Here is a 25,069-nt window from a genome sequence, read left to right as displayed (position 1 = left end):
AGAAGGGCCGGAGAAATCCGGCCCTTTTTTTTAGTTCATCCTTTCCACGATCATGGCAATTCCCTGACCGCCGCCAATACACAGCGTTGCCAGTCCGAGCGTTTTATCCCGCGCCTGTAGGGCATGAAGTAGCGTGACCAGAATACGTGCTCCGCTGGCACCGATAGGATGACCAAGCGCGATAGCCCCGCCGTTGACGTTAACTTTTTGCGTATCAAAGCCCAGCGTTTTACCCACTGCCAGGAACTGCGCGGCAAACGCCTCGTTGGCTTCGATAAGATCGATATCGGACAGTTGCAGCCCGCTCAGCTGCAGCGCTTTTTGCGTCGCCGGTACCGGCCCCATTCCCATCATCGCTGGTGCGACGCCGCCGCTGGCGTACGCTTTAATACGTGCCAAAGGTTTCAGTCCCGCAGCCAGCGCCGCAGATTCCTCCATTATTACCAGGGCTGCAGCACCATCGTTGATCCCCGAAGCATTACCTGCAGTGACGGTGCCTGCTTTGTCGAAGGCCGGACGCAGCGCGGCAAGACCTTCAGCCGTAGAGTCAGCTTTTGGAAATTCATCACGCTCAAAGACAATGGTTTTTTTTCGGGATGTCACGCTGACGGGCACTATTTCCGCCTGAAACGCGCCGGAATTTATCGCAGCCACTGCTTTATGCTGCGAAATCAGCGCCAGTTCATCCTGCATCTCCCGGCTGATATCGTATTCACGGGCAACATTTTCAGCCGTGATCCCCATATGGTAACCGTGGGTGGCGCAAATCAGACCGTCACGCAGGATGACATCGGATAGCTGTCCATCTCCGAGGCGATACCCCCAGCGGGCTTTGGCGTCTAACAGGTAGGGGGCCTGGCTCATGTTTTCCATACCTCCGGCGACAATTGCCTGTGCCTGCCCGGCCTGAATTGCCTGCGCGGCAAGTGCGACGCTTTTGAGACCTGAGCCGCACACTTTGTTGACGGTAAAACCGCAAACGGTGTCGGAGAGACCACTTCTTAACAATGCCTGGCGTGCCGGGTTTTGTCCGAGACCTGCCTGCAACACGTTGCCCATGATGACCTCATCAACCTGCTGCGGGTCAAGGTGGGCGCGCTCAAGTGCGGATTTAATTACGGTAGCCCCAAATTCGATGGCGCTGGTGGTCGCCAGGGCGCCGTTGAAGCTGCCAATAGCGGTACGTGCCGCGCTGACGATGACACAATTTTTCATCTTCTGTTCCTTTAAAGTGAGTGGTTGCCGTCAGAACAAGGTCAGACCGATAACAAAAATGACCCCGGAAAAGAGCAGGGCGGTGATGCAGTACCCCATGATGTCGCGCACACCCAGCCCGGCGATAGCCAGTGCAGGCAGCGCCCAGAACGGTTGCGCCATGTTCATCCACTGCTCGCCATAGGCGATAGCCATGACTGACTTGCCGAGGTCAGCGCCAAGTGCCTGCGCAGCTGGCATAACGAATGGCCCCTGAATAACCCAGTGTCCGCCGCCTGATGGCACGGCAAAGTTAATTAGCGCAGAGCTAAAAAAGGTCATCAGCGGGAAAGTGTCTTTATTGGCGACGTTGATGAAGAACTCGGTAATCAGTCCGCCGAGACCTGAGTGCTCCATCATCAACTGAATACCGGCGTAGAAGGGGAATTGCACCAGGATCCCGGCGGTACTGCGTGCTGCGGCGCTGACGGCGCGCATATAGGCCATTGGCGTTTTGTGCAGCAGCAGACCAGCAATCATAAACATCAGATTGACGGTGTTAATGGTGATGTTGAAGCCTTTCTCAGCGAAATAGATGGCCAGATAAGCAATTCCTAATGCACCGATGATCAGGGCCAGAATACGGCTCTCTTCCAGTTTTTCTGACGGCGGGGCATCCGTGGGTAATTTCTTCTGAAAATCCGCCTCTTCAAGCAGTAATTTAGGGTCGATACTGACGACATCAGACGGCTTCGGCGTCATCATGCGCGTGATGAACGGCATCACTACTATCAGCGCCAGCGTGATGAAGATATTAAAACCGGTAAACAGGGTATCGCCGACGGGGATCAACCCCGCGACATGCTCAACCGGGTTGCCCGGCGTTGCTGCCAGCAACGGCATTGAGCCGGAGAAACCGCCGCCCCAGGTGAGAAAACCGATGTAGGCGCAGGCAATCAGCAACGGATAATCGGAACCAGGGACCCGTCGGGCGACTTCACGGGCAAACATCGCCCCAACGACCAGACCGAAACCCCAGTTGATCACACAGGCAACCGAACCAAAAAAAGTCACCAGCATCACACCCTGAGCGGGGGTTTTTGCTGCTGAGGCCGCCGTGCGCAGCAGGCTTTTAACCGGCCCTGAACTCGCTAACGCATGACCGGTTACGATGATCAGCGCCATCTGCATACCAAACGCCAGCAGGTTCCAGAACCCATCCCCCCAGAATTTCACCATGCTGACTGGCGTTTGCGGCGTCAGCCACAGCGCGATCCCAAAGGTCAGCAGCGTGAGCAACATTGCAAAAATCAGTGGGTCAGGAAGCCAGCGGCTGACCACGCGCGTCATAAAGCGAGATATACGGCCAATCATTCGTCACCTCGCTGGATGACCAGATCGCTGACGACGTCGAACTGCGCTTCAGTTTTCTCACGCAGAGTAGCGATATCGCAGCCTTCGACAATTTCCGTGAGCCACATTTTGCCATCAAGGAAACGGAAGACAGCAAGCTCGGTCACTAGCATGTGCACTGCATGCTGAGCCGTGAGCGGCATCGTGCAGTGACGGAGGATTTTCGCCGAGCCATCTTTCGCACAATGTTCCATGGCGATAATCACTTTACGAGCACCCGTCACCAGATCCATCGCGCCGCCCATGCCTGGTACCATTTTGCCGGGGACGACCCAGTTGGCGAGGTTAGCCTGTTCATCGACCTGTAACCCACCGAGTACACAGGCATCGACGTGGCCACCGCGAATAAGCGCAAATGACATGGCGCTGTCAAACATGGCAGCACCCGGCAAAATTCCACACGGCTGCCCACCCGCGTTAACCAGATCAGGATGCGCGGTCGTTACCGGACCAAGTCCCAGAAAACCGTTTTCAGACTGTAGCGTGATATGAATATCATCTGGCAGGTAGTTGGCGACCATCGTCGGCAGGCCAATGCCTAAATTTACAACATCGCCATCGCGAAGCTCTTGCGCCACGCGGCGCGCAATACGTTGTTTAGCATCCATGATTAGCTCTCCTGTGGAATAACGATATGGTCGATAACGGCGCCAGGGGTGACTATCTGGTCAGGAAGAAGCTCACCTGTTTCGACCATTTCATCTGGCTCAACCAGCGTGATGTCGGCGGCGAGGGCAATCAGTGGGTTGAAATTGCGGGCGCTAAGTTGGTAGGTAAGATTGCCCAGCATGTCTGAGCGGTGAGCGCGAATAAGCGCCAGGTCTGCACGTAACGGGCGTTCGAGCAGCCAGGTTCTGCCATCAAGCGTCATGGTTTGCTTGCCGTCTTCAACTACGGTACCAACGCCGGTTGGCGTCAGAAAACCGCCGAGACCCGCGCCGCCGCAACGGATTTGCTCAATGAGAGTGCCCTGCGGAACCAGTTGGACGTCCATCTCGCCTGCAATCATGCGGCGTCCGGTTTCAGGATTGGTGCCAATGTGTGAAGCAATCACTTTGCTTACCCGACCATTGACGATCAATGGTCCGATCCCGGTATCGACAAATGCGGTATCGTTGGCAATTAGCGTCAGATCCCTGACGCCAGATTCAAGTAAGGCTTCGACAAGGCGAGGCGGTGTGCCAACACCCATAAAGCCACCGACCATGATGATCATGCCGTCACGAAAGAAGCCTGCGGCGTCTTGTAAGGTAATCAGTTTTGTTTTCATTATGTTTCCCTTTGACATACTCCATTTTGGGTACGCTCAGGGAATTGCAAGCAGGGCGCCAGAATGATAATACAGATGTGAAAATTTCTAACTCATTGAGCTATATTGATTATTTTTAAGCGGGATGTGAGCGGGAAGTCAATGAACTATGCAGAGTTTTGCGCAGTGTGCAAAATTCTGCATAGCAAATTTTGTCTCAGGAACCTGACGGGTCGATACCATATTCTTGTAATTTATACATCAGGGCGCGTCGGCTGATCCCCAACATTAGCGCGGTGCGGGTTCGGTTTCCGTCCTGCTGTTCGAGGACTTCAACAATGATCCGTTTTTCTTCGCGTTTAATCTCTTCTTTCAGGTTCCGCTCTCCGGTCTGGGCGGGTTTTACTTCCGTTATTGCGCTTACGGGAGAGCGGAACTGGGCGGGCAGGTCTTCAGCAAAAATTACCGCACCGGTATTCATGACCACCGCGCGTTCGATCACGTTGGACAGTTCGCGAATATTTCCCGGCCATGGCCAGGCCGTGAGGATTGACATGGCTGTCGGATCAATTTCAATGATATCTCGCTGATTTTCCGAACTGAATTTTTGTAAAAAATGGTTAGCTAACAGAGCGATGTCTTCACGGCGTTCACGTAATGGGGGCAGGGCCAGATGAATCACGTTTAGCCGATAAAACAAGTCTTCGCGGAAGGTTCCTTCTTTTACCATTGTGTACAGGCAGCGATTGGTGGCGGCAATAATACGAATATCAACGCGAATGGTTTGATGCCCACTGATGCGTTCGAATTCTCGTTCCTGCAAAATTCGTAGTAGTTTCGCCTGTAGAACCAGCGGCATCTCACCAATTTCATCAAGCAACAGCGTCCCCTGATGAGCGCGTTCGAACAATCCTTGCCGTAATGTCTGCGCGCCGGTAAATGCGCCTTTTTCATGACCAAATAGCTCGCTCTCCAGCAATGATTCTGGTAACGCGGCACAGTTTATTTTTATAAACGGACCGCTGGAACGTCGGCTGTTGTAATGGATTGCGCGGGCTATCAGTTCTTTCCCCGTGCCGCTTTCGCCGCTAACCAGTACATTTGCCTGTGAGAGCGCGATTTTTGCCGTATCTTTGCAAATATCCATCATCAGCGGGCTGGTCGTCAGGAAATGCCCCCATTGCCAGCTGGTGCTGAGGGCCTGATGAAGACTGCGGATCTCCTGCTTCATCGCCTGTAACTGCAATGCGCGTTGAATCACCAGGTTAAGTTCGTCCAGGTCAAACGGCTTAATCACGTAGTCAAATGCGCCACTACGCAATGCCTCTACTGCCGTTTCTACTTCGGCGTAGGCCGTCATCAGAATGACGGGGATCCGTGGCTGCTGGGTTCGCATGATTTTCAGTGCGTCGATTCCATCCATTTCTGGCATACGAATGTCCATCAGCACCACATCGGGCTGTGTGTCAGCAAACAGGCTAAGCGCTGCTTTGCCGTCGCTGGCACAGTGTGTCTCATGTCCTTGCAGCGAAAAGGCCGTGGTAAGCATACGGCGGACATTTTCTTCGTCATCAACGATGAGAATACGGTATGTGGTTTTCATTCTGACAAGGTTCCCTGAGGATTGATCGGTAAAATAAGAGTGAAAGTTGCGCCGCAGCCAGGCATGCTGACTACATGGATATCCCCTTGATGCGCATTGATTATGCGCTGGCTCAGTGCCAGTCCCAGACCTGTGCCTGACGCTTTTGTGGTAAAGAATGGATCGAATATTTTCTTCTGTAAGGCGATATCAATCCCACTGCCATTATCCTCAATCATTACTGCCTGCTGCGAAGCGGTGTATTGCCAGGTACGGATCCGAATTTCACCTCGTGCGCCTATCGCCTGTACTGCATTGATTAAAATATTCAGGATCACCTGTTTGAGCAGTTCTCGATCGGCGACGATCGCTGTCAGGCTGGCATCTAATTCTGTTGTAAAGCTGATACGGGCCTGAATACCGGAGGTTTGCACGAGGATCAGCGTCTCTTCAATCAGCGCATTGAGTCGAACCTGTTGCCACTGGCTTTGCCGCGGGCGTGAGAAGTCCAACAGTTGCTGGATAACTTTATTAATTGAATCAATTTCATTTAGCACAACGGATAAATACTCCTGATGCTCCGGCTGAGAAGTTTGCTGGCGGATGATCTGGACATACCCGCGTATTGCCGTCAGAGGATTACGTACCTCATGGGCCACCCCGGCCATCAGTTCACCGAGTGTGGCGAGCCTTTCCGTTTGTGCCAGCCGGCGTTGTGTCTCTTTGCGGGCTGTTAAATCTGAGAAGATCACCAGTGCGCCGATCAACTCGCCATGAGCGTTATGGATTCGGCTGGTGGTGACGCTTATCTCAATAGTTCGTTCACGCCCAGGAAAGCTGACCTCCAGCGCGACATGCTCGGTACCGTACTCCAGGGTATCCAGCACCGGGCTGTAGAACCCGGTGTTAGCAAACAGCTTTGCATAGGATTGCCCAACCAGCTCATGTAGCTTATAGCCTGTTATCTGCTCCGCCGCCGGGTTCATGGTGGTGACGTCACCCTGTCTGTCGATTGCAATGACGCCATCTGCGGCGTTCTCAATAATCAGATCGTTAAGCGTTTTGGTTTCGCGTAATGTTTGTGCCAGCGCATTGACGCTGCGGCTAATTTGTCCCAACTCGCCGGGCAGGTTGGGAAGACGAGCTGGTGTTTTTTGCGCCAGCGTCGAGAGCCCGTCAGTGATGATGTCGATATTGGCGCCGAATCGGCGTGAAAAGAGAACGATAAGTAGCAGGCTGCTGACTAATCCGCCTGCCAGAACGGCAATGATCCTGACGTCCATTCGCCAGGCCTGCTGGCGGATATCTTCCGTCAGTTCGTTAGCCCAGATATAACCAATGACTTCGCCATGCCGTTCTATTGGGATCATTGAGTTGAGAATGTCACCGCGAACTTGTCGCCCTGAATAGACCACGGGGGTGTTGTTGTCCATCACCTCATGTCCGGGATGGTCTGGCGCGATGGTGATACCAACATTGCTTTGATAAAGCGCAGAGGGTGCATAGGTGATAATCGCATCCAGCGCTTTGTGGTAATACCCTGCACCCACGCCGGGAAACGCCTGTGTGATCCGTTCTGTAATGGAGCTCAGCTCTTCATTAAGCGCACGAATACGCGCTTCACGCGGCAGATTATCGAAGTGGCTAAAGCGATCGCCCAACTCATCGTTCAGCAGGGTTACTACCGATGATAATTTTTTCTCTTTTTCAGATAAGACTGCTGAACGGCCTTCGGTTTCTACGATATAACCAATAGATATTGTTGGTACAATAACCATCAGAATGGCCATCATGATCATCTGATTGCGTAAACGTCGCGGATATAAGCGGCATATGAGCCCTTTCAGATTGCGCATCATGACATCCATGTAGTGTGTTTGGTCAAACACGATTATCACGGGTTGAGGCAACGGTTTCTCAGCGGTCTATCATACTCCCGCAAAGAGATGGCATTGCGATGCGGGGCATTTCCCGCTACCTTAACCACACTTTATTGATTCCCTGAGGCGGAGCTTCGCCCTTTTGAAATACCTTGCTTCCGTTCATGCAACCCTAAAAGTTTCACGCTATCTGTTCAGGGCGCTGGCGCTACTGGTTTGGCTTCTGATTGCTTTTGCTTCAGTGTTCTACATTGTGAATGCGTTGCATCAGAGAGAGTCTGAGATTCGTCAGGAGTTTAACCTCAGCTCCGATCAGGCCCAACGCTACATTCAGCGCACTTCTGACGTGATAAAAGAGCTGAAATATATTGCTGAAAATCGCTTAACGGCGGAAAACGGTGTGATGTCCCAACGGGCACGGGACGATAAAACCGTCGTGCCTAATTTTGAGCCGTTGTTTGCCGATTCCGACTGTACGGTAATGGGGAATACCTGGCGCGGATCGCTGGAATCGCTGGCGTGGTTTATGCGCTACTGGCGAGACAATTTTTCTGCCGCTTACGATTTGAATCGTGTGTTCCTGATCGGCAGTGATAACCTCTGCATGGCCAATTTCGGCCTGCGCGATATGCCTGTCGAACGTGACGTCGCTCTGAAAGCGCTGCATGAGCGCATCATCAAATACCGTAACGCGCCACAGGAAGAAAACGGCAATAACCTGTTCTGGATAAGCCAGGGGCCGCGTCCCGGTGTAGGGTATTTTTATGCGCTTACACCAGTTTATCTGGCGAATCGCCTGCAGGCGATGTTGGGTGTGGAGCAGCCGATTCGTATGGAGAATTTCTTCACACCAGGCAACTTGCCGATGGGTGTGACAATCCTCGATGAAAATGGTCATGCGCTGATTTCGTTGACCGGTCCAGAAGGCAATATCAAAGCTGAACCGCGCTGGATGCAGGAACGCTCCTGGTTTGGTTATACGCCGGGTTTTCGTGAGCTGGTGTTGAAGAAAAATCTGCCGCCATCATCACTCAGCATTGTCTATTCCGTTCCGGTCGATATGGTACTGGAGCGGATCCGCATGCTGATCCTGAACGCGATTCTGCTGAATGTGCTGGTGGGTGCGGCACTATTTATGCTCATGCGTATGTATGAGCGACGTATCTTCATTCCTGCGGAAAGTGACGCGCAGCGACTGGAAGAACATGAGCAGTTTAACCGTAAAATTGTTGCTTCCGCGCCGGTCGGCATTTGTATTCTGCGCACCATAGACGGCATTAACATCCTGAGCAATGAGCTGGCTCATACCTACCTGAACATGCTGACGCATGAGGACCGGCAACGGCTAACGCAAATTATCTGCGGCCAGCAGGTTAATTTTGTTGATGTGCTAACCAGCAATAATACCAATCTGCAAATCAGCTTTGTGCACTCACGTTATCGCAATGAAAACGTAGCGATTTGTGTACTGGTGGATGTCAGCGCTCGCGTCAAAATGGAAGAGTCGTTGCAGGAGATGGCTCAGGCGGCGGAACAGGCAAGCCAGTCTAAATCGATGTTCCTGGCGACGGTGAGCCATGAGCTGCGTACCCCGCTGTATGGCATTATCGGTAATCTCGACCTGCTGCAAACGAAGGAACTTCCTGATGGGGTGGATCGCCTGGTGACGGCGATGAATAACTCCTCCAGTCTGTTGCTGAAAATTATTAGCGATATTCTCGACTTCTCGAAAATCGAATCTGAACAGCTGAAGATTGAGCCGCGTGAGTTTTCACCGCGAGAAGTGATGAACCATATTACTGCCAACTACCTGCCGCTGGTGGTTCGCAAGCAACTTGGGTTGTACTGTTTTATCGAACCGGATGTGCCGGTGGCGTTAAATGGTGATCCGATGCGCCTGCAGCAGGTGATTTCTAACCTGTTGAGCAATGCGATTAAATTCACCGATACCGGCTGTATTGTGCTGCATGTGCAGTGCAGCGGTGACTACCTCAGTATTCGCGTGCGCGATACCGGCGTGGGCATTCCGGCCAAAGAGGTCGTGCGCCTGTTTGATCCTTTCTTCCAGGTGGGGACAGGGGTGCAGCGCAATTTCCAGGGAACCGGGCTGGGGCTGGCAATTTGTGAAAAACTGATCAGCATGATGGACGGAGATATCTCCGTTGATTCTGAACCGGGAATGGGTAGCCAGTTTACGTTGCGTATTCCACTTTATGGTGCGCAATACCCGCTGAAAAAAGGGGCTGAAGGCCTTGCGGGTACGCGTTGCTGGCTGGCGGTGCGTAACGCCTCGCTGTATCACTTTATCGAAACCAGCCTGGCGAGTGCGGGGATGACAGTACTGCGCTATGAAGGTCAGCAGCCTGAGGCGGATGATGTACTGATTGCTGATGATGCGCAGGAACAGGCCTGGAAGGGGCGAGCAGCGGTTATTTTCTGCCGTCGCCATATTGGTATTCCGCTGGAAAGAGCGCCGGGTGAGTGGGTGCACAGTGTGGCATCACCGCACGAGTTGCCTGTGCTATTGGCGCATATTTACAGCGTTGAACTGGGCAATGAAGAACTTTCCAGCGCGCTACCAGCCCCGGATAAGATCGGTAGCACGAACGATGACATGATGATTCTGGTGGTCGACGATCATCCGATAAACCGCCGTTTGTTGGCCGATCAACTGGGATCGCTGGGATATCAGTGTAAAACTGCTAATGACGGTGTGGATGCGCTAAATGTATTGAGCAAAAACCATATCGACATTGTGCTGAGTGACGTCAATATGCCGAATATGGACGGTTATCGTCTGACGCAGCGCATTCGCCAGTTGGGCTTAACGTTGCCGGTTGTCGGTGTGACGGCTAATGCGTTAGCAGAAGAGAAGCAGCGATGCCTGGAGTCAGGTATGGATAGTTGTCTGTCCAAGCCTGTGACGTTAGATGTGCTGAAGCAAACGCTGGCGGTCTACGCAGAGCGGGTCAGAAAAACGCGGGTATAAAAAATGCCTGATAAGCGTAACGCGCTATCAGGCATTTCTGAGCTTAGAGCCAGGCTCTATGTGAATTAGTCTTTGTCTGACGGACTCAACGTCACGGACGACAGGTAATTCAGCAATGCAATATCGTTTTCCACACCGAGCTTCATCATCGCAGATTTTTTCTGGCTACTGATGGTTTTAATGCTGCGGTTGAGTTTTTTAGCGATTTCAGTGACCAGGAAACCTTCGGCAAACAGGCGCAGGACTTCGCTCTCTTTTGGTGACAAACGTTTGTCACCATAACCGCTGGCACTGATTTTCTCCAGCAGACGAGAGACGCTTTCCGGGGTAAATTTCTTGCCCTTTTGCAGCGCAGCCAGCGCTTTCGGCAGGTCAGTTGGCGCACCTTGTTTAAGGACGATCCCTTCAATATCGAGATCCAGTACTGCGCTCAGGATAGCCGGGTTGTTGTTCATGGTAAGAACGATAATCGACAGGCTCGGGAAATGACGCTTGATGTATTTAATTAACGTGATCCCGTCACCGTATTTATCTCCAGGCATGGAGAGGTCGGTAATCAACACATGGGCATCTAATTTTGGCAAATTGTTGATTAGTGCAGTGGAGTCTTCAAATTCGCCGACAACATTCACCCACTCGATTTGCTCAAGTGATTTACGAATGCCGAACAGCACAATCGGATGGTCATCGGCAATAATTACGTTCATAGTGTTCATGTATTGGGCTACCTTGCTACAGCAAGCTCTTGACGTAATTGTCAATGTCGCTGATATACTTTTCTATACCTGGAGCATCCTTCTCTTGAATAAGATGTTCCAGCGCTTCACATAACTGCTTGCCGGGTACCAAATTAAGCATGGCAAACACGCCTTTCAGGCGATGGGCGGTTTGAGCTAACGCAGCGAAATCACTGGTTGCTGCCTCAGTATACAACCTCTTAACATCATCCGGTACTGTGTCCACAAAGAGCGCATAGTAACCGCTGGCATGAAGTTCGGCGTTTTCATCTCCGCCGAGAGGGAGTTGTTGGATCTCTTCCTGCGCCAGTTGTTCTTCAATTAGCGCCAGGACAGCTTCCTGCATCGCATTGCTCATATTAAAGTTGACGCGCAACTGACCAGGGCCAATTTTCCTCACGCCAGACTCATCATCGCTTAAAAGCAAGCCCGAGGCAGTAAGATTAGACGGATTATCAGTTAAAAAGAGATCATATTCTTGACTATTTAACCGTTCATCGGGCGTGATGCAGGTTGCTCCCCAGTTTTCTAACTGACGTAACACAATGCTACGTACGTCATTAGAGGTGACATCAACCATCACGCAGACGTCATCCAACAGGCGTTCTTCAATGTCAGCATGCTGGTCATGCAGTGGCATTTTAACATGGACTATATAGCGTGTTCCAAGTTCTTCCCGTGCTTTAATATTCAGGTGTCCGCCCAGTTTACGGGCTAATTGATCGCACAGCCAAAATGTTAGTGGATTTGCTTTACCGTAGCGATCGCTCTGCGTTTCATTAATGAACGGGAAATGCAGATTATCAATTTCATTTAACGTGATCCCTTCACCAGTATCCAGAATACGGAAGGTCAGACGTTCTGCTTCCGACTCGTCCTGGTCAACCTCGAGGGTAATTTTACCAATTTGGGTAGTGGTTACCGCATACTGAATCAGCAGCATCAGAATGCGGCGCAAAGCATCGCGGTCGCCACGGCGCTCGTCACTGGCGCTGAGGTGATTTTTGATTAGCAACTGTAGCCCTTTACGTTTAATCACCGGCAGAACTTCAGGGACCACTTCATCAATTAACGTCTGAATGGAAAACAGCGTTGGGTCGCTTTTCCAGGTGTCGCTCTCCAGAATATTAGCCAACTGGATTTCATCCACCATACGAACCAGAATATCAGCCTGATTTGCCAGTTTCTGACTGTCAGGCGTATTTAGCGCGGCAGCGTTGACGGCAAGTATTCTGGCGGGTTCTTTCAGAGCACTGCCTATATTCTGCATAAAGGCAGCGCGGGCCTGTTGGTTTTTCTCATACAGACGCTGTGCTTGTTTCAGCTTTTTATTAACCAGAATTTCTCTGTCCTGGTCACGAATGATAAAGATCTGTGTACGCGGTGAAATCTGACTGCGGAACAGCCTGATTTCATACAGTTCATTATTAATAGTGGCTTGAATCATGCCCTGATGCTGTTCCGCCATGCTGGTAATGTTTTGCAGATTTAAATGCGGCAGCAGGTGGTCGGCAATTTTATTACTGATGACCGTACGGTTCGCCTCCTGGTCATGTACCAGTAAACCCAGAGGCAGCAGGGAAACAATCTCTTCATTAATGGCCCGCAGAACGCGTAATTCATTATTGGCGGCAAGGTTTGGCGCCACGTCGGTCGAGCGGGCAGGGAGGTGGCGAAAGGTGGTATAGCCAAACAGCGCCAGGGCAAGCAGGGCGATATTCAGTAATAGCGGTAGCAGGATGCTTTGCAAAGATTCAAGGAGCAATGAACCAAACGGTACCTGCCAGACAAGTCGCATATCCGTTGAATTCAGCGCAGAGGAGATCTCAATTTTACTGTTGTTAAAGCTGATACTGACGCTGTCAGGTGATTCTTTTTCATTAAGATGTTCGGCCGTTGAGGTGGCATCCGGTTCCAGATGGAAGCTGTCCAGCGGCATTCCTGGTGGGATAAGATCATTAATTGGCAAATCAAAAGCGACGACGGTTGCCAGATGCCCCGGCTGATTAAACGTAGTACGTAGCGTGAAGTAATGTCCGTTTTGCCAGGCCAGGCGGCGCAGGGAGGAGAAGCTTTCACGTTCGTCCAGCGCGTTGGCCTGCTGCAGCATTTCAGCACGGCGTGAATCGACGATATTACCTATCGTTGACTCTTTAAAGCCGGAAGAGAGATCTTTTAGCGGCAGCGTTGAAATAAGGATCAGGCTATTGTCCTGACCATTCAGATAATACATTGACCACGGAATATTCTCCGCTCCCCACAGCGTATCCAGATAGGTCGAAATGCGCTGGGTCATCTCCAGCGTCGAGCTGTCGTGTGAACCGAAAATAAGCGCTTCGGTCTTTCTGCGGGGTTTTTCAAGATAGTAAACATCTTGTTTAAGGCGAGTCTCTTGTAGCCCGTCGGCGGTGGAGGAGGTGGTTGTGGCGGCAATGTTGTCATAGATCTGCCAGGTTACGTACCGCCAGGTATCGACCCTTTTATGGATAGCATGAGTGATATCAACTATCTGATAGCTTTTATCTTTTAACCAGGTGTTAACCGCACTCTGGACCATCACGCCCATCATCACCAACAGCACAACGATCAGTAATAAGAAGAAACGGGTAATACTTCCCGGCAACAGGGAGAATCGGGTAGAAACCGTTGTGTCTGACTGACTCATTCGTGTTTATGACCTGTTAAAACGACGCTAAAGATGATGGGGCAGTATAAAGGGTAATGTATGAATTGCCATACTAACGCAACGCCCGTAGTACAGCATTTTTTACCGCGCATTTCGCTGCTGCCATAGCGCTGTAAAGGTGTACAGCGTACAGGGTGAAGTACAAATATAAATGCAAGACCTAAGAATTTAGCATTAAATAACAAGAAATTATTTAATGAATTTATACGTGATGAATGTGAGATGAGAGGGTTAATAATCGTTATAGTTTAGGAGAGTTAGCACAGGATGGTAAGTTTTGTGTAAAGAAGGGTAAAAAAAAACCGAACGCAGAGCATTCGGTTGAAATAGGGGTAAACAGACATTCATGAATGAATGACGGTAATAAATAAAGTTAATGATGATAGCGGAACTATTTTAGTTGCGAGTGAAGATTTTGTTTTGTCATTCAGTGCTATGAGTAAATCTAACTCAATTATTTGATTTTTATGCATTTTGTAATGAATCTTGATTATTCGTGCTTATTTTGGCTGTTTTTTACATTTAAAAAAGTTCCCTTATATTAATATTTTGAAACATCTATGGTGATAAATGAAACACCTTAAAAGTTTTAGTATCATATTCGTGTTGGATTATTCTGTGTTTTTGCGGAGAATGAAGTTGCCGACTGGTTAATGAACGTTAATCAGTATGCAGTGGCATAAAAAAGCAATAAAGGCATATAACAGAGGGTTAATAACATGAAAGTTAAAGTACTGTCCCTCCTGGTACCAGCTCTGCTGGTGGCAGGCGCAGCAAATGCGGCTGAAATTTACAACAAAGACGGCAACAAATTAGACCTGTACGGCAAAGTCGATGGTCTGCACTATTTCTCCGATAACAAAGGTGATGATGGTGATAAAACTTACATGCGTATCGGCTTCAAAGGCGAAACCCAGGTTAACGATCAACTGACCGGTTACGGCCAGTGGGAATACCAGATTCAGGGTAACCAGAGTGAAGCCAGCAACGACGCCTGGACGCGTGTGGCATTCGCAGGTCTGAAATTCGCTGATGCAGGTTCTTTCGATTATGGTCGTAACTATGGCGTGACTTATGATGTTACGTCCTGGACTGACGTCCTGCCAGAATTTGGCGGCGACACCTACGGTGCTGATAACTTCATGCAGCAGCGTGGTAACGGTTATGCGACTTACCGTAACACTGATTTCTTCGGCCTGGTTGATGGTCTGAACTTTGCTCTGCAGTACCAGGGTAAAAATGGTAGCGTAAGCGGTGAAAACGTAAGTGGTCGTAGCCTGCTGACTCAGAATGGTGACGGTTACGGCGGATCACTGACTTATGATCTGGGTGCTGGCTTCGGTATCGGTGGTGCGATTACTACCTCTAAACGTACTGCTGACCAAAATGCTGTTGGCGTATACGGCAACGGCGATCGTGCAACGGTTTATACCGGTGGCCTGAAATACGATGCGAACAACGTATACCTGGCAGCACAGTACTCCCAGTCTTACAACGCTACCCGTTTCGGTACCTCTAATGGCAGCAACCAGACTGCTGCTTATGGCTTCGCAGACAAAGCACAAAACTTTGAAGTTGTGGCTCAGTACCAGTTTGATTTCGGTCTGCGTCCGTCCGTTGCTTACCTGCAGTCAAAAGGTAAAGACATCAGCAATGGCTTCACTAACTTCGGTGACCAGGACATCGTGAAATATGTTGATGTTGGCGCGACTTACTACTTCAACAAAAACATGTCTACCTATGTTGATTACAAAATCAACCTGCTGGATGACAATGCGTTCACCCAGGCTGCAGGCATTGCTACCGATGATATCGTAGCACTGGGTCTGGTTTACCAGTTCTAATCTGCATTTATCTCTGTCAAAGGGCCTGCGGGCCCTTTTTTAATGCCGTTTTTCTGACGTACAAACAACTATTTTTGGTGTACTCTTGCGCCCGTTTGCATGAGGATAATCACGTATGGATATGAATTTTTGTCGTGTAGCCCTGTTGGCTGCAACGATCTTTTTTGTCGGGTGCGATGAGGCCCCGAAATCGGCTCAGCTCCCGTCACCGACCGCCACGGTACTGGAAGGTAAAACAATGGGAACCTTCTGGCGGGTCAGTGTGGTGGGAATAGATGCCAAACGCGCCGGGGAATTGCAGGCGAAGATCCAGACTCAGCTTGATGCTGACGATCAGCTTCTCTCTACCTATAAAAACGATTCTGCATTGATGCGCTTTAACCTGTCGAAAAGCCTTTCACCATGGCCGGTAAATGACGCGTTGGCGGATATTGTAACGTCTGCGTTACGTATCGGCGCAAAAACGGATGGGGCTATGGACATCACCGTTGGGCCGCTGGTCAATCTGTGGGGGTTTGGTCCGGATCAGCAACCTGTTCATATTCCTGCTCAGGCGCAAATTGATGCAGCAAAAGCGAAGACTGGCCTTTCGCATCTGAAGGTCGTTAATGAGGCCCATCAGAACTACCTGCAAAAAGATTTGCCGGAATTGTACGTTGATCTCTCCACCGTGGGAGAAGGTTATGCCGCTGATCATCTGGCCCGCCTGATGGAACAAGAGGGGATCGCTCGTTATCTGGTCTCCGTGGGCGGTGCGCTGAATAGCCGGGGAATGAACGCCGAGGGGCATCCGTGGCGTGTGGCGATTCAGAAACCAACCGATCGCGAAAACGCGGTGCAGGCGATTGTGGATATTAACGGGCACGGGATCAGTACTTCCGGTAGTTACCGTAATTATTACGAACTGGATGGCAAGCGTCTGTCACATGTTATCGAGCCGCAATCCGGTCGACCGATCGAACACAATCTGGTGTCCGTGACGGTAATTGCTCCGACGGCGCTTGAAGCCGACGGCTGGGATACCGGACTGATGGTTCTCGGAACGGATAAAGCCAAAGAGGTCGTGCGTCGTGAAGGGCTGGCAGTTTATATGATCGTGAAAGAGGGCGATGAGTTTAAAACCTGGATGTCGCCACAGTTTAAAAGCTTTCTGGTCAGCGACAAAAATTAAAAAGCAAGAATACGGGTTTTTGTATCATGCAATGCGGACACACTGAGCCTAAGCGCTATGCTTAACCAAGGAGTCCAAAATGAAAAATATCTTACGCCTGACTGATGATGACCGCTGGCAGTCTGTGTTGGATCGCGACACAGACGCCGACGGTCAGTTTGTCTTTGCCGTTCAAACTACCGGTATTTTTTGTCGTCCCTCCTGCCGGGCGAAACATGCGCTGCGCAAAAATGTCAGCTTCTTTGCGGATGCACAGCAGGCACTGGCTGCCGGGTATCGGCCGTGTAAACGCTGTCAGCCGGACAAAGACAATGCGCAACAACATCGGTTGGATAAGATTACCCGCGCCTGTCAGCTTTTAGAGCAAGAGTCCCCCCTCACGCTGGATGAATTAGCGCAACAGGTGGCGATGAGCCCGTTCCATTTACATCGTCTGTTCAAAGCGACAACAGGAATGACCCCGAAAGCGTGGCAGCAGTCCTGGCGCGCTCGCCGTCTGCGCGATGCGCTGGCGAAAGGGGAGCCGATAACGCAGGCGATCCTTAACGCCGGGTTCCCCGACAGCAGCAGCTACTATCGTAAAGCGGATGCGGCGCTGGGCATGACGGCGAAACAATTTCGTAAAGGCGGCGACAGAGTATCTGTGCGCTACGCGCTTACGGACAGTGCTCTGGGTCGCTGCCTGGTGGCGGAAAGTGAACGCGGTATCTGTGCGATTTTACTTGGCGATGACGATGCCACGTTGATAGCGGAGCTCCGTGAACTGTTTCCCACCGCGTTTGACGAACCTGCAGATGCGCAATTCCAACTGCATGTGCGTGAGGTGATTGCCGTGATTAACACGCGCAACAGGCCACTGTCCTTACCACTGGATATCCGGGGAACCGCATTCCAGCAGCAGGTGTGGCAGGCGCTACGCGCTATTCCCTGTGGTGAGACGGTTAGCTATCAGCAACTGGCCAGCGCAATCGGCAAACCGAAGGCTGTTCGCGCGGTGGCCAGCGCCTGCGGGGCGAATAAGCTGGCGATTGTGATCCCGTGTCATCGGGTGATCCGCGGTGATGGTGCGCTTTCGGGATATCGTTGGGGCGTTGCGCGTAAGGCACAACTCCTGCAACGTGAAACTACCGGCGAGGAAACATAATGCTCGATCTCTTTGCAGATGCGAAACCCTGGCAAGAGCCACTGGCATCCGGTGCGGTAATTTTGCGACGTTTTGCGTTTGACGCCGCACCTTCCTTACTACAGGCGATCTCATCTGTCGCCACCTTGTCGCCTTTTCGCCAGATGGTTACGCCCGGCGGTTATACGATGTCGGTGGCGATGACCAACTGTGGTCATCTGGGCTGGACGACGGATCAGCACGGTTACCTTTATTCTCCGGTTGATCCGCTGACTGGCGCAGGCTGGCCGCCATTACCGGACGTTTTTGTCGACCTGTGTCAACAGGCAGCAATTGCCGCAGGCTATCCTGACTTTCACCCGGATGCCTGCTTGATTAACCGCTATAACCCCGGCGCAAAACTGTCGTTACATCAGGATAAAGACGAACCCGATCTGCGAGCGCCTATTGTATCTGTGTCGCTGGGTTTACCGGCGATCTTTCAGTTTGGTGGTTTGCAGCGTAATGATCCGTTAAAACGTTTGCTGCTGGAACATGGTGATGTGGTGGTATGGGGAGGGAAATCGCGTCTGTTTTACCATGGTATCCAGCCGCTTAAGACGGGGTATCATCCGTTGACGGCCGACTGTCGTTACAATCTGACATTTCGCCAGGCGGGTAAAGCGGAATAAAAATAAGAATTATTATTGCTGTAAGCGTTGAGATGTTTAAACTGCGGGCTGTTATTACTTGTCCGGGTTGTACACATGGAACTTTTACTTCTTGTCTGGCGGCAGTATCGCTGGCCATTTATCAGCGTAATGGCGCTCAGCCTTGCCAGCGCTGCGCTGGGAATTGGGCTGATTGCGTTTATAAATCAGCGCCTGATTGAGACGGTCGACACCACGCTGATGGTGCTGCCGGAGTTTCTCGGCCTGCTGCTGTTACTTATGGTCGTCACGCTTGGCTCACAGCTGGCGCTGACCACGCTGGGCCACCACTTTGTCTACCGCCTGCGTAGCGAATTTATCAAACGTATACTGGATACCCACGTTGAGCGCATCGAGCAGCTTGGTAGCGCCTCATTACTGGCCGGTTTGACCAGTGATATCCGCAACATTACCATCGCTTTCGTCCGTCTGCCTGAGCTGGTACAGGGAATTATTTTGACCATAGGATCGGCGGCGTATCTGGCGATGCTGTCGACCAAAATGCTGCTGGTAACGGCAATCTGGATGGCGATCACTATCTGGGGCGGGTTTGTACTGGTGGCGCGGGTGTACAAACATATGGCTACCCTGCGTGAAACAGAAGACAAGTTGTATAACGATTATCAGACGGTGCTGGAAGGGCGCAAAGAACTGACGCTCAACCGTGAACGTGCCGAGCATATCTTTAACCAATTGTACGTCCCGGATGCCAAAGAGTATCGCCATCATATTATCCGTGCCGATACCTTCCACCTGAGCGCAGTCAACTGGTCCAACATTATGATGCTGGGCGCAATTGGCCTGGTGTTCTGGATGGCTAATAGTCTGGGCTGGGCAGATACCGCAGTGGCGGCGACCTATTCGCTGACGCTGCTGTTCCTGCGTACGCCGTTACTCTCTGCCGTCGGCGCGCTGCCCACATTGCTCACCGCGCAGGTGGCTTTCAACAAACTGAATAAGTTCTCACTGGCACCATTCAAGGCAGAGTTTCCGCGACCAACCGCGTTTCCGAACTGGCAAACGCTGGAAATGCGCAATGTGGTATTTCACTATCAGGATAATGCGTTCTCCGTTGGGCCGATTAATCTGACCATCCATCGTGGCGAACTGATCTTCCTGATTGGCGGCAACGGCAGTGGAAAATCTACTCTGGCGATGCTGCTTACCGGATTGTACCAGCCGCAGTCTGGTGAGATTTTACTGGATGGCAAGGCGGTAGCGATTGAAAAACCAGAAGATTATCGCAAGCTATTCTCGGCGGTGTTCACCGACGTCTGGTTGTTCGACAAACTGTTGGGCCCTGAAGGGAGAGACGCAAATCCGCAACTGGTGGCGAAGTGGTTGGATCATCTGAAGATGGCGCACAAGCTGGAATTGAATGATGGTCGCATCCTCAATCTGAAGCTGTCTAAAGGGCAGAAAAAACGTGTGGCGCTGCTACTGGCATTAGCGGAGGAGCGCGACATTATTCTGCTGGATGAATGGGCTGCCGATCAGGATCCGCACTTCCGCCGTGAATTTTATCAGGTGCTGTTGCCATTAATGCAGGAAATGGGCAAAACCATTTTCGCCATCAGCCATGACGATCATTACTTTATTCATGCCGATCGTCTGCTGGAGATGCGCAACGGGCAGCTTACCGAGTTAATGGGTGATGAACGCGACGCCGCATCGCGTGATGCAGTAGCCCGTACAGCCTGCTCCCATAGGCCGGATAAGGAGCTACCGGCCTACGGTTAACACTCTCATCCGCCGTTTTTTTATCCAACCGGCGGCTCAGTTTATTGTTATTTACATAATTCAGCATCATGATTAACGATATTTCAAATCATGGATTTATGATTAATGTCTGTAATAAATAAAAACAGCGCCAGGCTGCGTGATGAAGAACGTGCGCGTCTGATCTGGCTGCTGACCACTGATAAAGCCATTATTTCTACACTGTTGGGCAAGCTTACCCTGGCTGAGCAATATGACGTCGGTACATTAGCCGACGATATTGCTGAGGTAGGGGCACTGGTGGCCCACCTGCCACCGCCCGATTTGGCCGATACCCTCGAAGCGTTACCCTCTGAAGAACGTCATGCCCTGTGGCGACTGGTCGAAAGTGAAAAACGCGGAAATGTGCTGCTTGAGGCGTCAGAAAACGTCTGGGACGATCTGATCGATGAGATGACCGACCGCGAGTTGCTGGACGCGTTGCAATATCTCGATATCGATGAACAGATTTATCTGGTGCAGCATTTGCCACGCAACCTGACAGGCCGACTGCTGGCATCGCTGCCGGCAGAGGAGCGGGCGCGTGTGCGCCAGGTGATGCACTACGAGAAGAATCGCGTCGGCGCGATTATGGAGTTCGAAGTCATCACCGTGCGCCCGGACGTGACGCTGGAAGTGGTACAGCGCTATCTGCGACGGTTGGGGAAAATGCCGGAAAACACCGATAAACTCTTCGTGACCGATCGCAATAAAGTCCTCGTAGGCGAACTGACGTTGACCTGTATTTTGCTTAATGATGTGCAGCGCAAAGTCAGCGAGGTGATGGAAGACGATCCGCTCACCTTCGCTCCGGAGGATATTGCAGAAAACGCGGCACGAACGTTTGAACGTGACAACCTGGTCAGTGCGGCGGTGGTGGATCCATCAGGTAAGCTGATGGGCCGTTTGACCATCGATGAGATCGTCGATGTGGTATATGAAGAAACCGACACCGATCTGCGCCGGATGGGGGGGTTAAGCGCCGAAGAGGATGTGTTCGCCCCGGTCACTAAAGCAGTAAAAACCCGTTGGGCATGGCTGGCGATTAACCTCTGCACGGCATTTATCGCCTCACGAGTCATCGACGGTTTTGAACACACGATTTCACAACTGGTGGCGCTGGCTTCGTTGATGCCTATCGTGGCGGGAATCGGCGGTAATACCGGCAATCAAACCATCACCATGATCGTCCGCGCGCTGGCGCTGCAAAATATTCAGCCCGGTAACCTGACGTTCCTGATCCTGCGTGAGATGGGCGTGGCGTTGATCAACGGCCTCGTCTGGGGCGGGATTATGGGGGGGATTACCTGGTGGCTGTATGATGATATGGCGCTTGGTGGCGTTATGACCCTGGCGATGATGCTTAACCTGCTGATGGCGGCATTGATGGGGGTAATCATTCCGATGACGATGGTGAAACTCGGGCGCGACCCGGCTGTCGGCTCAAGCGTTATGATCACCGCTATTACCGACACCGGCGGATTCTTTATTTTTCTTGGTCTGGCGACGCTGTTTCTGATGTAACCACTTGTTTGCATCTTACGATACGCGGCAGAACCAGCATCATCATCACTCCGGCAACCACGCCAATCGCCAGGTTGCCGGTAGAAACCGTCGCGGCAACGGTAATCAACATTACCAGCGTTTCGGTGACTGGCATTTTCACCAGCGCGGCGGGAGTGATACTGTGCCAACTGAACGTTTTTACCGCCACAATCACCATAATGCCGGCCAGTACCGACATGGGTATTTTCGCCATTACTTCACTTAATGCGGTGACCAGCAGCAGTAATACTAATCCGGCGGCCAACGTTGAGAGTCGACTGCGTCCTTTGCCCATCTCAACGTTGACGATCGTTTGGCCAATCATCGCGCATCCGGCAATGCCGCCATAAAACCCGGCCAGAATATTAGCGATCCCCAGTCCCGCACTTTCACGGTTTTTATTCGATGGCGTGACCGTCAGATCGTCAACCAGTCTTGCGGTTAACAACGACTCCATCAAACCGACAAAGGCGATGCTTAGCGCGCAGGGCCAGATAATGGCAAAAGTTTGCCCGTTAAGTGGTACCAGCAATTGGGTTAAACCAGGTAGTCCACCGCGCATTGAACCTTCGTCACCGACGGTAGGCAACAGTTGTCCACTGGTCACGGTGAATACCGTCAACAAGACAATCGCAACCAATGGTGCGGGAATATTTTTAATGAATCGCGGTAGCCACAGTACGATCAGCAGCGTCAGGATAAACAATCCCCAGATTAACGGGCTTTTTCCCCAGAAGTGCGGGACCTGAGCAAAGAAAATCAAAATGCCCAGCGCGTTGACAAAGCCCGTCATGACGGCCGCGGGGATAAAACGCATCAGGCGTGCCATGCCTAATACGCCAAACAGGATCTGGATAAGTCCGGCCAGCACGACCGCTGGCAGAATGTACTGCACGCCGTGTAGGTGCACCATTGGGCCAATAACCAGAGCTACAGACCCCGCAGCGGCGGTAACCATTGCCGGGCGCCCCCCCAGAAAGGACATTGCCAGGCACAGTACAACGGAGGCAATAAGACTGACTTTCGGATCAACGCCAGCGATAACGGAAAAGGAGATTACTTCCGGGATCAGTGCAAGGGCGGTAACCACGCCCGCCAACATTTCGCGCACCAGTAAATGGGGCTTACGCAATACGGTTCCAACGGAATGATCTGCCGTCGCGGCAGGGGAGGGATGGAGCGCAGACATATTTACTCTCAGGTCGGAAATGGCCTGATACAGCAGACCGACAAGCATCCGTGCGGTGAATAGCAAAGCGCAGCATAGTACCCGTCTGGTGGGCGGGTTTCCAGAAATGATTGTCAATAACCCTATAAAGAATCAACTTATTAATAACATTTTTAAAATTTAAATATAATTTATAAACAATATTTAATTATTTTTACTTAAGTGTTACCGTTGGTACCGCTCGATTTTCACCTGCAATAAAAGCTAAAAAGCGATACTAAAAGTAAGGCATTAACATTATGAAAAAAGTGACTGCCATGCTCTTCACCCTGGCCGTAGGACTGAACGTTGTCTCTATGGCGGCAAAAGCGAAAGCGACTGAAGAGCAGGAAACGGATGTGCTGTTGATTGGCGGCGGCATTATGAGCGCCACACTGGGAACCTATTTACAGGAACTGGAGCCACAATGGTCAATGACCATGGTTGAGCGACTGGATGGCGTTGCTCAGGAGAGTTCGAACGGCTGGAACAATGCCGGAACGGGACACTCTGCACTCATGGAACTGAATTACACGCCTAAAAAAGCCGACGGTAGTGTCAGCATTGAAAAGGCAGTCGAAATTAACGAAGCCTTCCAGATTTCCCGCCAGTTCTGGGCGTATCAGGTCAACAATGGCGTGATGCATGAACCCCGCTCGTTTATCACCACCGTGCCACATATGAGCTTTGTCTGGGGCGACGAGAACGTGAATTTCCTGCGTGCCCGTTATACCGCACTGCAGCAGAGTACGTTGTTCCGTGGCATGCGTTACTCCGAAGATCACGCGCAAATTAAAGAGTGGGCGCCGCTGGTCATGGAAGGTCGCGATCCAAAACAGAAAGTTGCGGCAACGCGTACTGAGATTGGTACTGACGTAAACTACGGCGAAATTACGCGCCAGCTGATTGCATCGTTGCAGAAAAAACCTAATTTTGCTTTGCAGCTGAGCACCGAAGTGCGTGGGTTTAAGCGTAACGCGGATAATAGCTGGACCGTCACGGTTGCCGATCTGAAAAACAGCGAAGCGGAACACGACATCAAGGCGAAGTTTGTCTTTATTGGTGCTGGTGGCGCTGCGTTGAAACTGCTGCAGGAAACCGATATCCCGGAAGCGAAAGGCTATGCCGGATTCCCGGTTGGTGGTCAGTTCCTGGTGGCGGAAAACCCGGACGTGGTCAATCGTCACCTGGCGAAAGTCTACGGTCAGGCGTCCGTTGGTGCACCGCCGATGTCCGTACCGCATATTGATACCCGCATTCTGGATGGCAAGCGCGTGGTACTGTTTGGACCATTTGCGACGTTCTCTACCAAGTTCCTGAAAAATGGTTCCTTATGGGATCTGCTCAGCTCTACCACCACGTCAAACTTTATGCCGATGGTGAATGTAGGGCTGGATAACTTCGATCTGGTGAAATATCTGGTAAGCCAGGTCATGCTCAGCGACGACGACCGTTTTGCTGCACTGCAGGAGTACTATCCGCAGGCGAAAAAAGAAGACTGGCGTTTGTGGCAGGCAGGTCAGCGTGTGCAGATCATCAAAAGTGATGAAGAAAAGGGCGGCGTTCTGCGTCTGGGAACTGAAGTGGTCAGTGACAAAGAAGGAACAATTGCTGCACTGCTGGGCGCATCGCCAGGGGCGTCAACCGCTGCACCGATCATGCTGCATCTGATGGAAAAAGTGTTTAAAGATAAAGTTGCCAGCCCGGAATGGCAGGCGAAACTGAAAACAATTATCCCGTCCTATGGCACGAAGCTGAACGGTAACGTTGAGGCCACAGAACAAGAGCTGCAATATACCAGTGAAGTTTTGGGTCTGAAGTACGATAAACCGCAGGTCGCTGATGAAGCACCGAAACCGCAGCTTAAACCTCAGGCACAACCGCAACCTGAGCAGAAAGCTGTCGCAGATATCGCACTGTAAAGAAAATGCCGGATGGCACTGCGCTTATCCGGCCTACTTCGTGCGTTTGTAGGCCGGATAAGGCGGTACGCCGCTATCCG

The 25,069-nt window shown here is 51.4% G+C and carries 17 protein-coding genes; 8 read left to right on the top strand and 9 right to left on the bottom strand.

Annotated features, from left to right (window positions below):
* Window positions 1–30 precede the first annotated feature (30 nt).
* From OGX98_RS16700 to atoS, 6 genes are all read right to left on the bottom strand, one after another.
* A complete protein-coding gene (locus OGX98_RS16700) occupies window positions 31–1,215 on the bottom strand; it encodes an acetyl-CoA C-acetyltransferase (protein ID WP_286595606.1) in 1,185 nt (394 codons plus the stop codon).
* Between the two features lie 30 nt (window positions 1,216–1,245).
* A complete protein-coding gene (locus OGX98_RS16695; RefSeq protein WP_286595605.1) occupies window positions 1,246–2,568 on the bottom strand; it encodes a TIGR00366 family protein in 1,323 nt (440 codons plus the stop codon).
* Window positions 2,565–3,215, bottom strand: a complete 651-nt coding sequence (locus tag OGX98_RS16690; protein ID WP_045445441.1) for a 3-oxoacid CoA-transferase subunit B — start codon at window positions 3,213–3,215, stop codon at window positions 2,565–2,567. Before OGX98_RS16690 ends, OGX98_RS16695 begins: the two co-directional genes overlap by 4 nt.
* Window positions 3,216–3,217: 2 nt before the next feature.
* Window positions 3,218–3,877: an acetate CoA-transferase subunit alpha gene (gene atoD / locus OGX98_RS16685; RefSeq protein WP_286595604.1), complete on the bottom strand. Its 660-nt coding sequence runs from the start codon at window positions 3,875–3,877 to the stop codon at window positions 3,218–3,220.
* Window positions 3,878–4,073: 196 nt separating this feature from the next.
* The gene (gene atoC, locus OGX98_RS16680) at window positions 4,074–5,459 is read right to left on the bottom strand and encodes an acetoacetate metabolism transcriptional regulator AtoC (RefSeq protein ID WP_286595602.1); all 1,386 of its coding nucleotides are present in this window, start codon (window positions 5,457–5,459) and stop codon (window positions 4,074–4,076) included.
* Window positions 5,456–7,294 (bottom strand): two-component system sensor histidine kinase AtoS, encoded by a 1,839-nt coding sequence (gene atoS / locus OGX98_RS16675; RefSeq protein WP_286595675.1) that lies wholly within the window; start codon window positions 7,292–7,294, stop codon window positions 5,456–5,458. Before atoS ends, atoC begins: the two co-directional genes overlap by 4 nt.
* A gap of 166 nt (window positions 7,295–7,460) precedes the next feature.
* Between atoS and rcsC the strand changes: the two genes are divergently transcribed.
* On the top strand, window positions 7,461–10,307 hold the full coding sequence (rcsC, locus tag OGX98_RS16670; protein WP_045445421.1) for a two-component system sensor histidine kinase RcsC: 2,847 nt from the start codon (window positions 7,461–7,463) through the stop codon (window positions 10,305–10,307).
* Between the two features lie 65 nt (window positions 10,308–10,372).
* On the opposite strand, the gene rcsB is transcribed toward rcsC, so the two are convergent.
* Window positions 10,373–11,023, bottom strand: a complete 651-nt coding sequence (gene rcsB / locus OGX98_RS16665; protein ID WP_045445418.1) for a response regulator transcription factor RcsB — start codon at window positions 11,021–11,023, stop codon at window positions 10,373–10,375.
* Window positions 11,024–11,039: 16 nt separating this feature from the next.
* Complete coding sequence (gene rcsD / locus OGX98_RS16660) at window positions 11,040–13,709, bottom strand: phosphotransferase RcsD (protein ID WP_045445415.1); 2,670 nt, start codon at window positions 13,707–13,709, stop codon at window positions 11,040–11,042.
* Window positions 13,710–14,449: 740 nt separating this feature from the next.
* Between rcsD and OGX98_RS16655 the strand changes: the two genes are divergently transcribed.
* From OGX98_RS16655 to mgtE, 6 genes are all read left to right on the top strand, one after another.
* Window positions 14,450–15,574 carry a porin OmpC gene (locus tag OGX98_RS16655; protein ID WP_045445412.1) on the top strand — a complete coding sequence of 375 codons (1,125 nt, stop codon included), beginning with the start codon at window positions 14,450–14,452 and terminating at the stop codon, window positions 15,572–15,574.
* Between the two features lie 115 nt (window positions 15,575–15,689).
* On the top strand, window positions 15,690–16,745 hold the full coding sequence (gene apbE / locus OGX98_RS16650) for an FAD:protein FMN transferase ApbE (protein WP_225761202.1): 1,056 nt from the start codon (window positions 15,690–15,692) through the stop codon (window positions 16,743–16,745).
* Between the two features lie 79 nt (window positions 16,746–16,824).
* Window positions 16,825–17,889, top strand: coding sequence for a bifunctional DNA-binding transcriptional regulator/O6-methylguanine-DNA methyltransferase Ada (ada, locus tag OGX98_RS16645; RefSeq protein WP_286595601.1), 1,065 nt, complete (start codon window positions 16,825–16,827; stop codon window positions 17,887–17,889).
* Window positions 17,889–18,539: a DNA oxidative demethylase AlkB gene (alkB, locus tag OGX98_RS16640; RefSeq protein WP_045445403.1), complete on the top strand. Its 651-nt coding sequence runs from the start codon at window positions 17,889–17,891 to the stop codon at window positions 18,537–18,539. The genes ada and alkB overlap by 1 nt, the downstream gene beginning before the upstream one ends.
* Window positions 18,540–18,614: 75 nt before the next feature.
* Complete coding sequence (locus tag OGX98_RS16635; protein ID WP_286595600.1) at window positions 18,615–20,297, top strand: multidrug ABC transporter permease/ATP-binding protein; 1,683 nt, start codon at window positions 18,615–18,617, stop codon at window positions 20,295–20,297.
* 105 nt (window positions 20,298–20,402) lie between these two features.
* Window positions 20,403–21,839, top strand: coding sequence for a magnesium transporter (mgtE, locus tag OGX98_RS16630; RefSeq protein WP_045445397.1), 1,437 nt, complete (start codon window positions 20,403–20,405; stop codon window positions 21,837–21,839).
* Here mgtE and OGX98_RS16625 read toward each other — a convergent pair.
* Window positions 21,802–23,049 carry a SulP family inorganic anion transporter gene (locus OGX98_RS16625; RefSeq protein WP_200010157.1) on the bottom strand — a complete coding sequence of 416 codons (1,248 nt, stop codon included), beginning with the start codon at window positions 23,047–23,049 and terminating at the stop codon, window positions 21,802–21,804. The two genes, mgtE and OGX98_RS16625, sit on opposite strands and share 38 nt — an antisense overlap.
* Before the next feature lie 278 nt (window positions 23,050–23,327).
* On the opposite strand from OGX98_RS16625, the gene mqo reads away from it, so the two are divergent.
* Entirely contained in the window at window positions 23,328–24,989 is a 1,662-nt protein-coding gene (gene mqo, locus OGX98_RS16620; protein WP_048221009.1) for a malate dehydrogenase (quinone), read from the top strand.
* Window positions 24,990–25,069 lie beyond the last annotated feature (80 nt).

Source organism: Citrobacter sp. Cm046, assembly GCF_030333065.1.
In the GTDB taxonomy this organism is placed as follows: domain Bacteria; phylum Pseudomonadota; class Gammaproteobacteria; order Enterobacterales; family Enterobacteriaceae; genus Citrobacter; species Citrobacter murliniae.
This window is presented reverse-complemented; position numbering and strand designations above follow the sequence as displayed.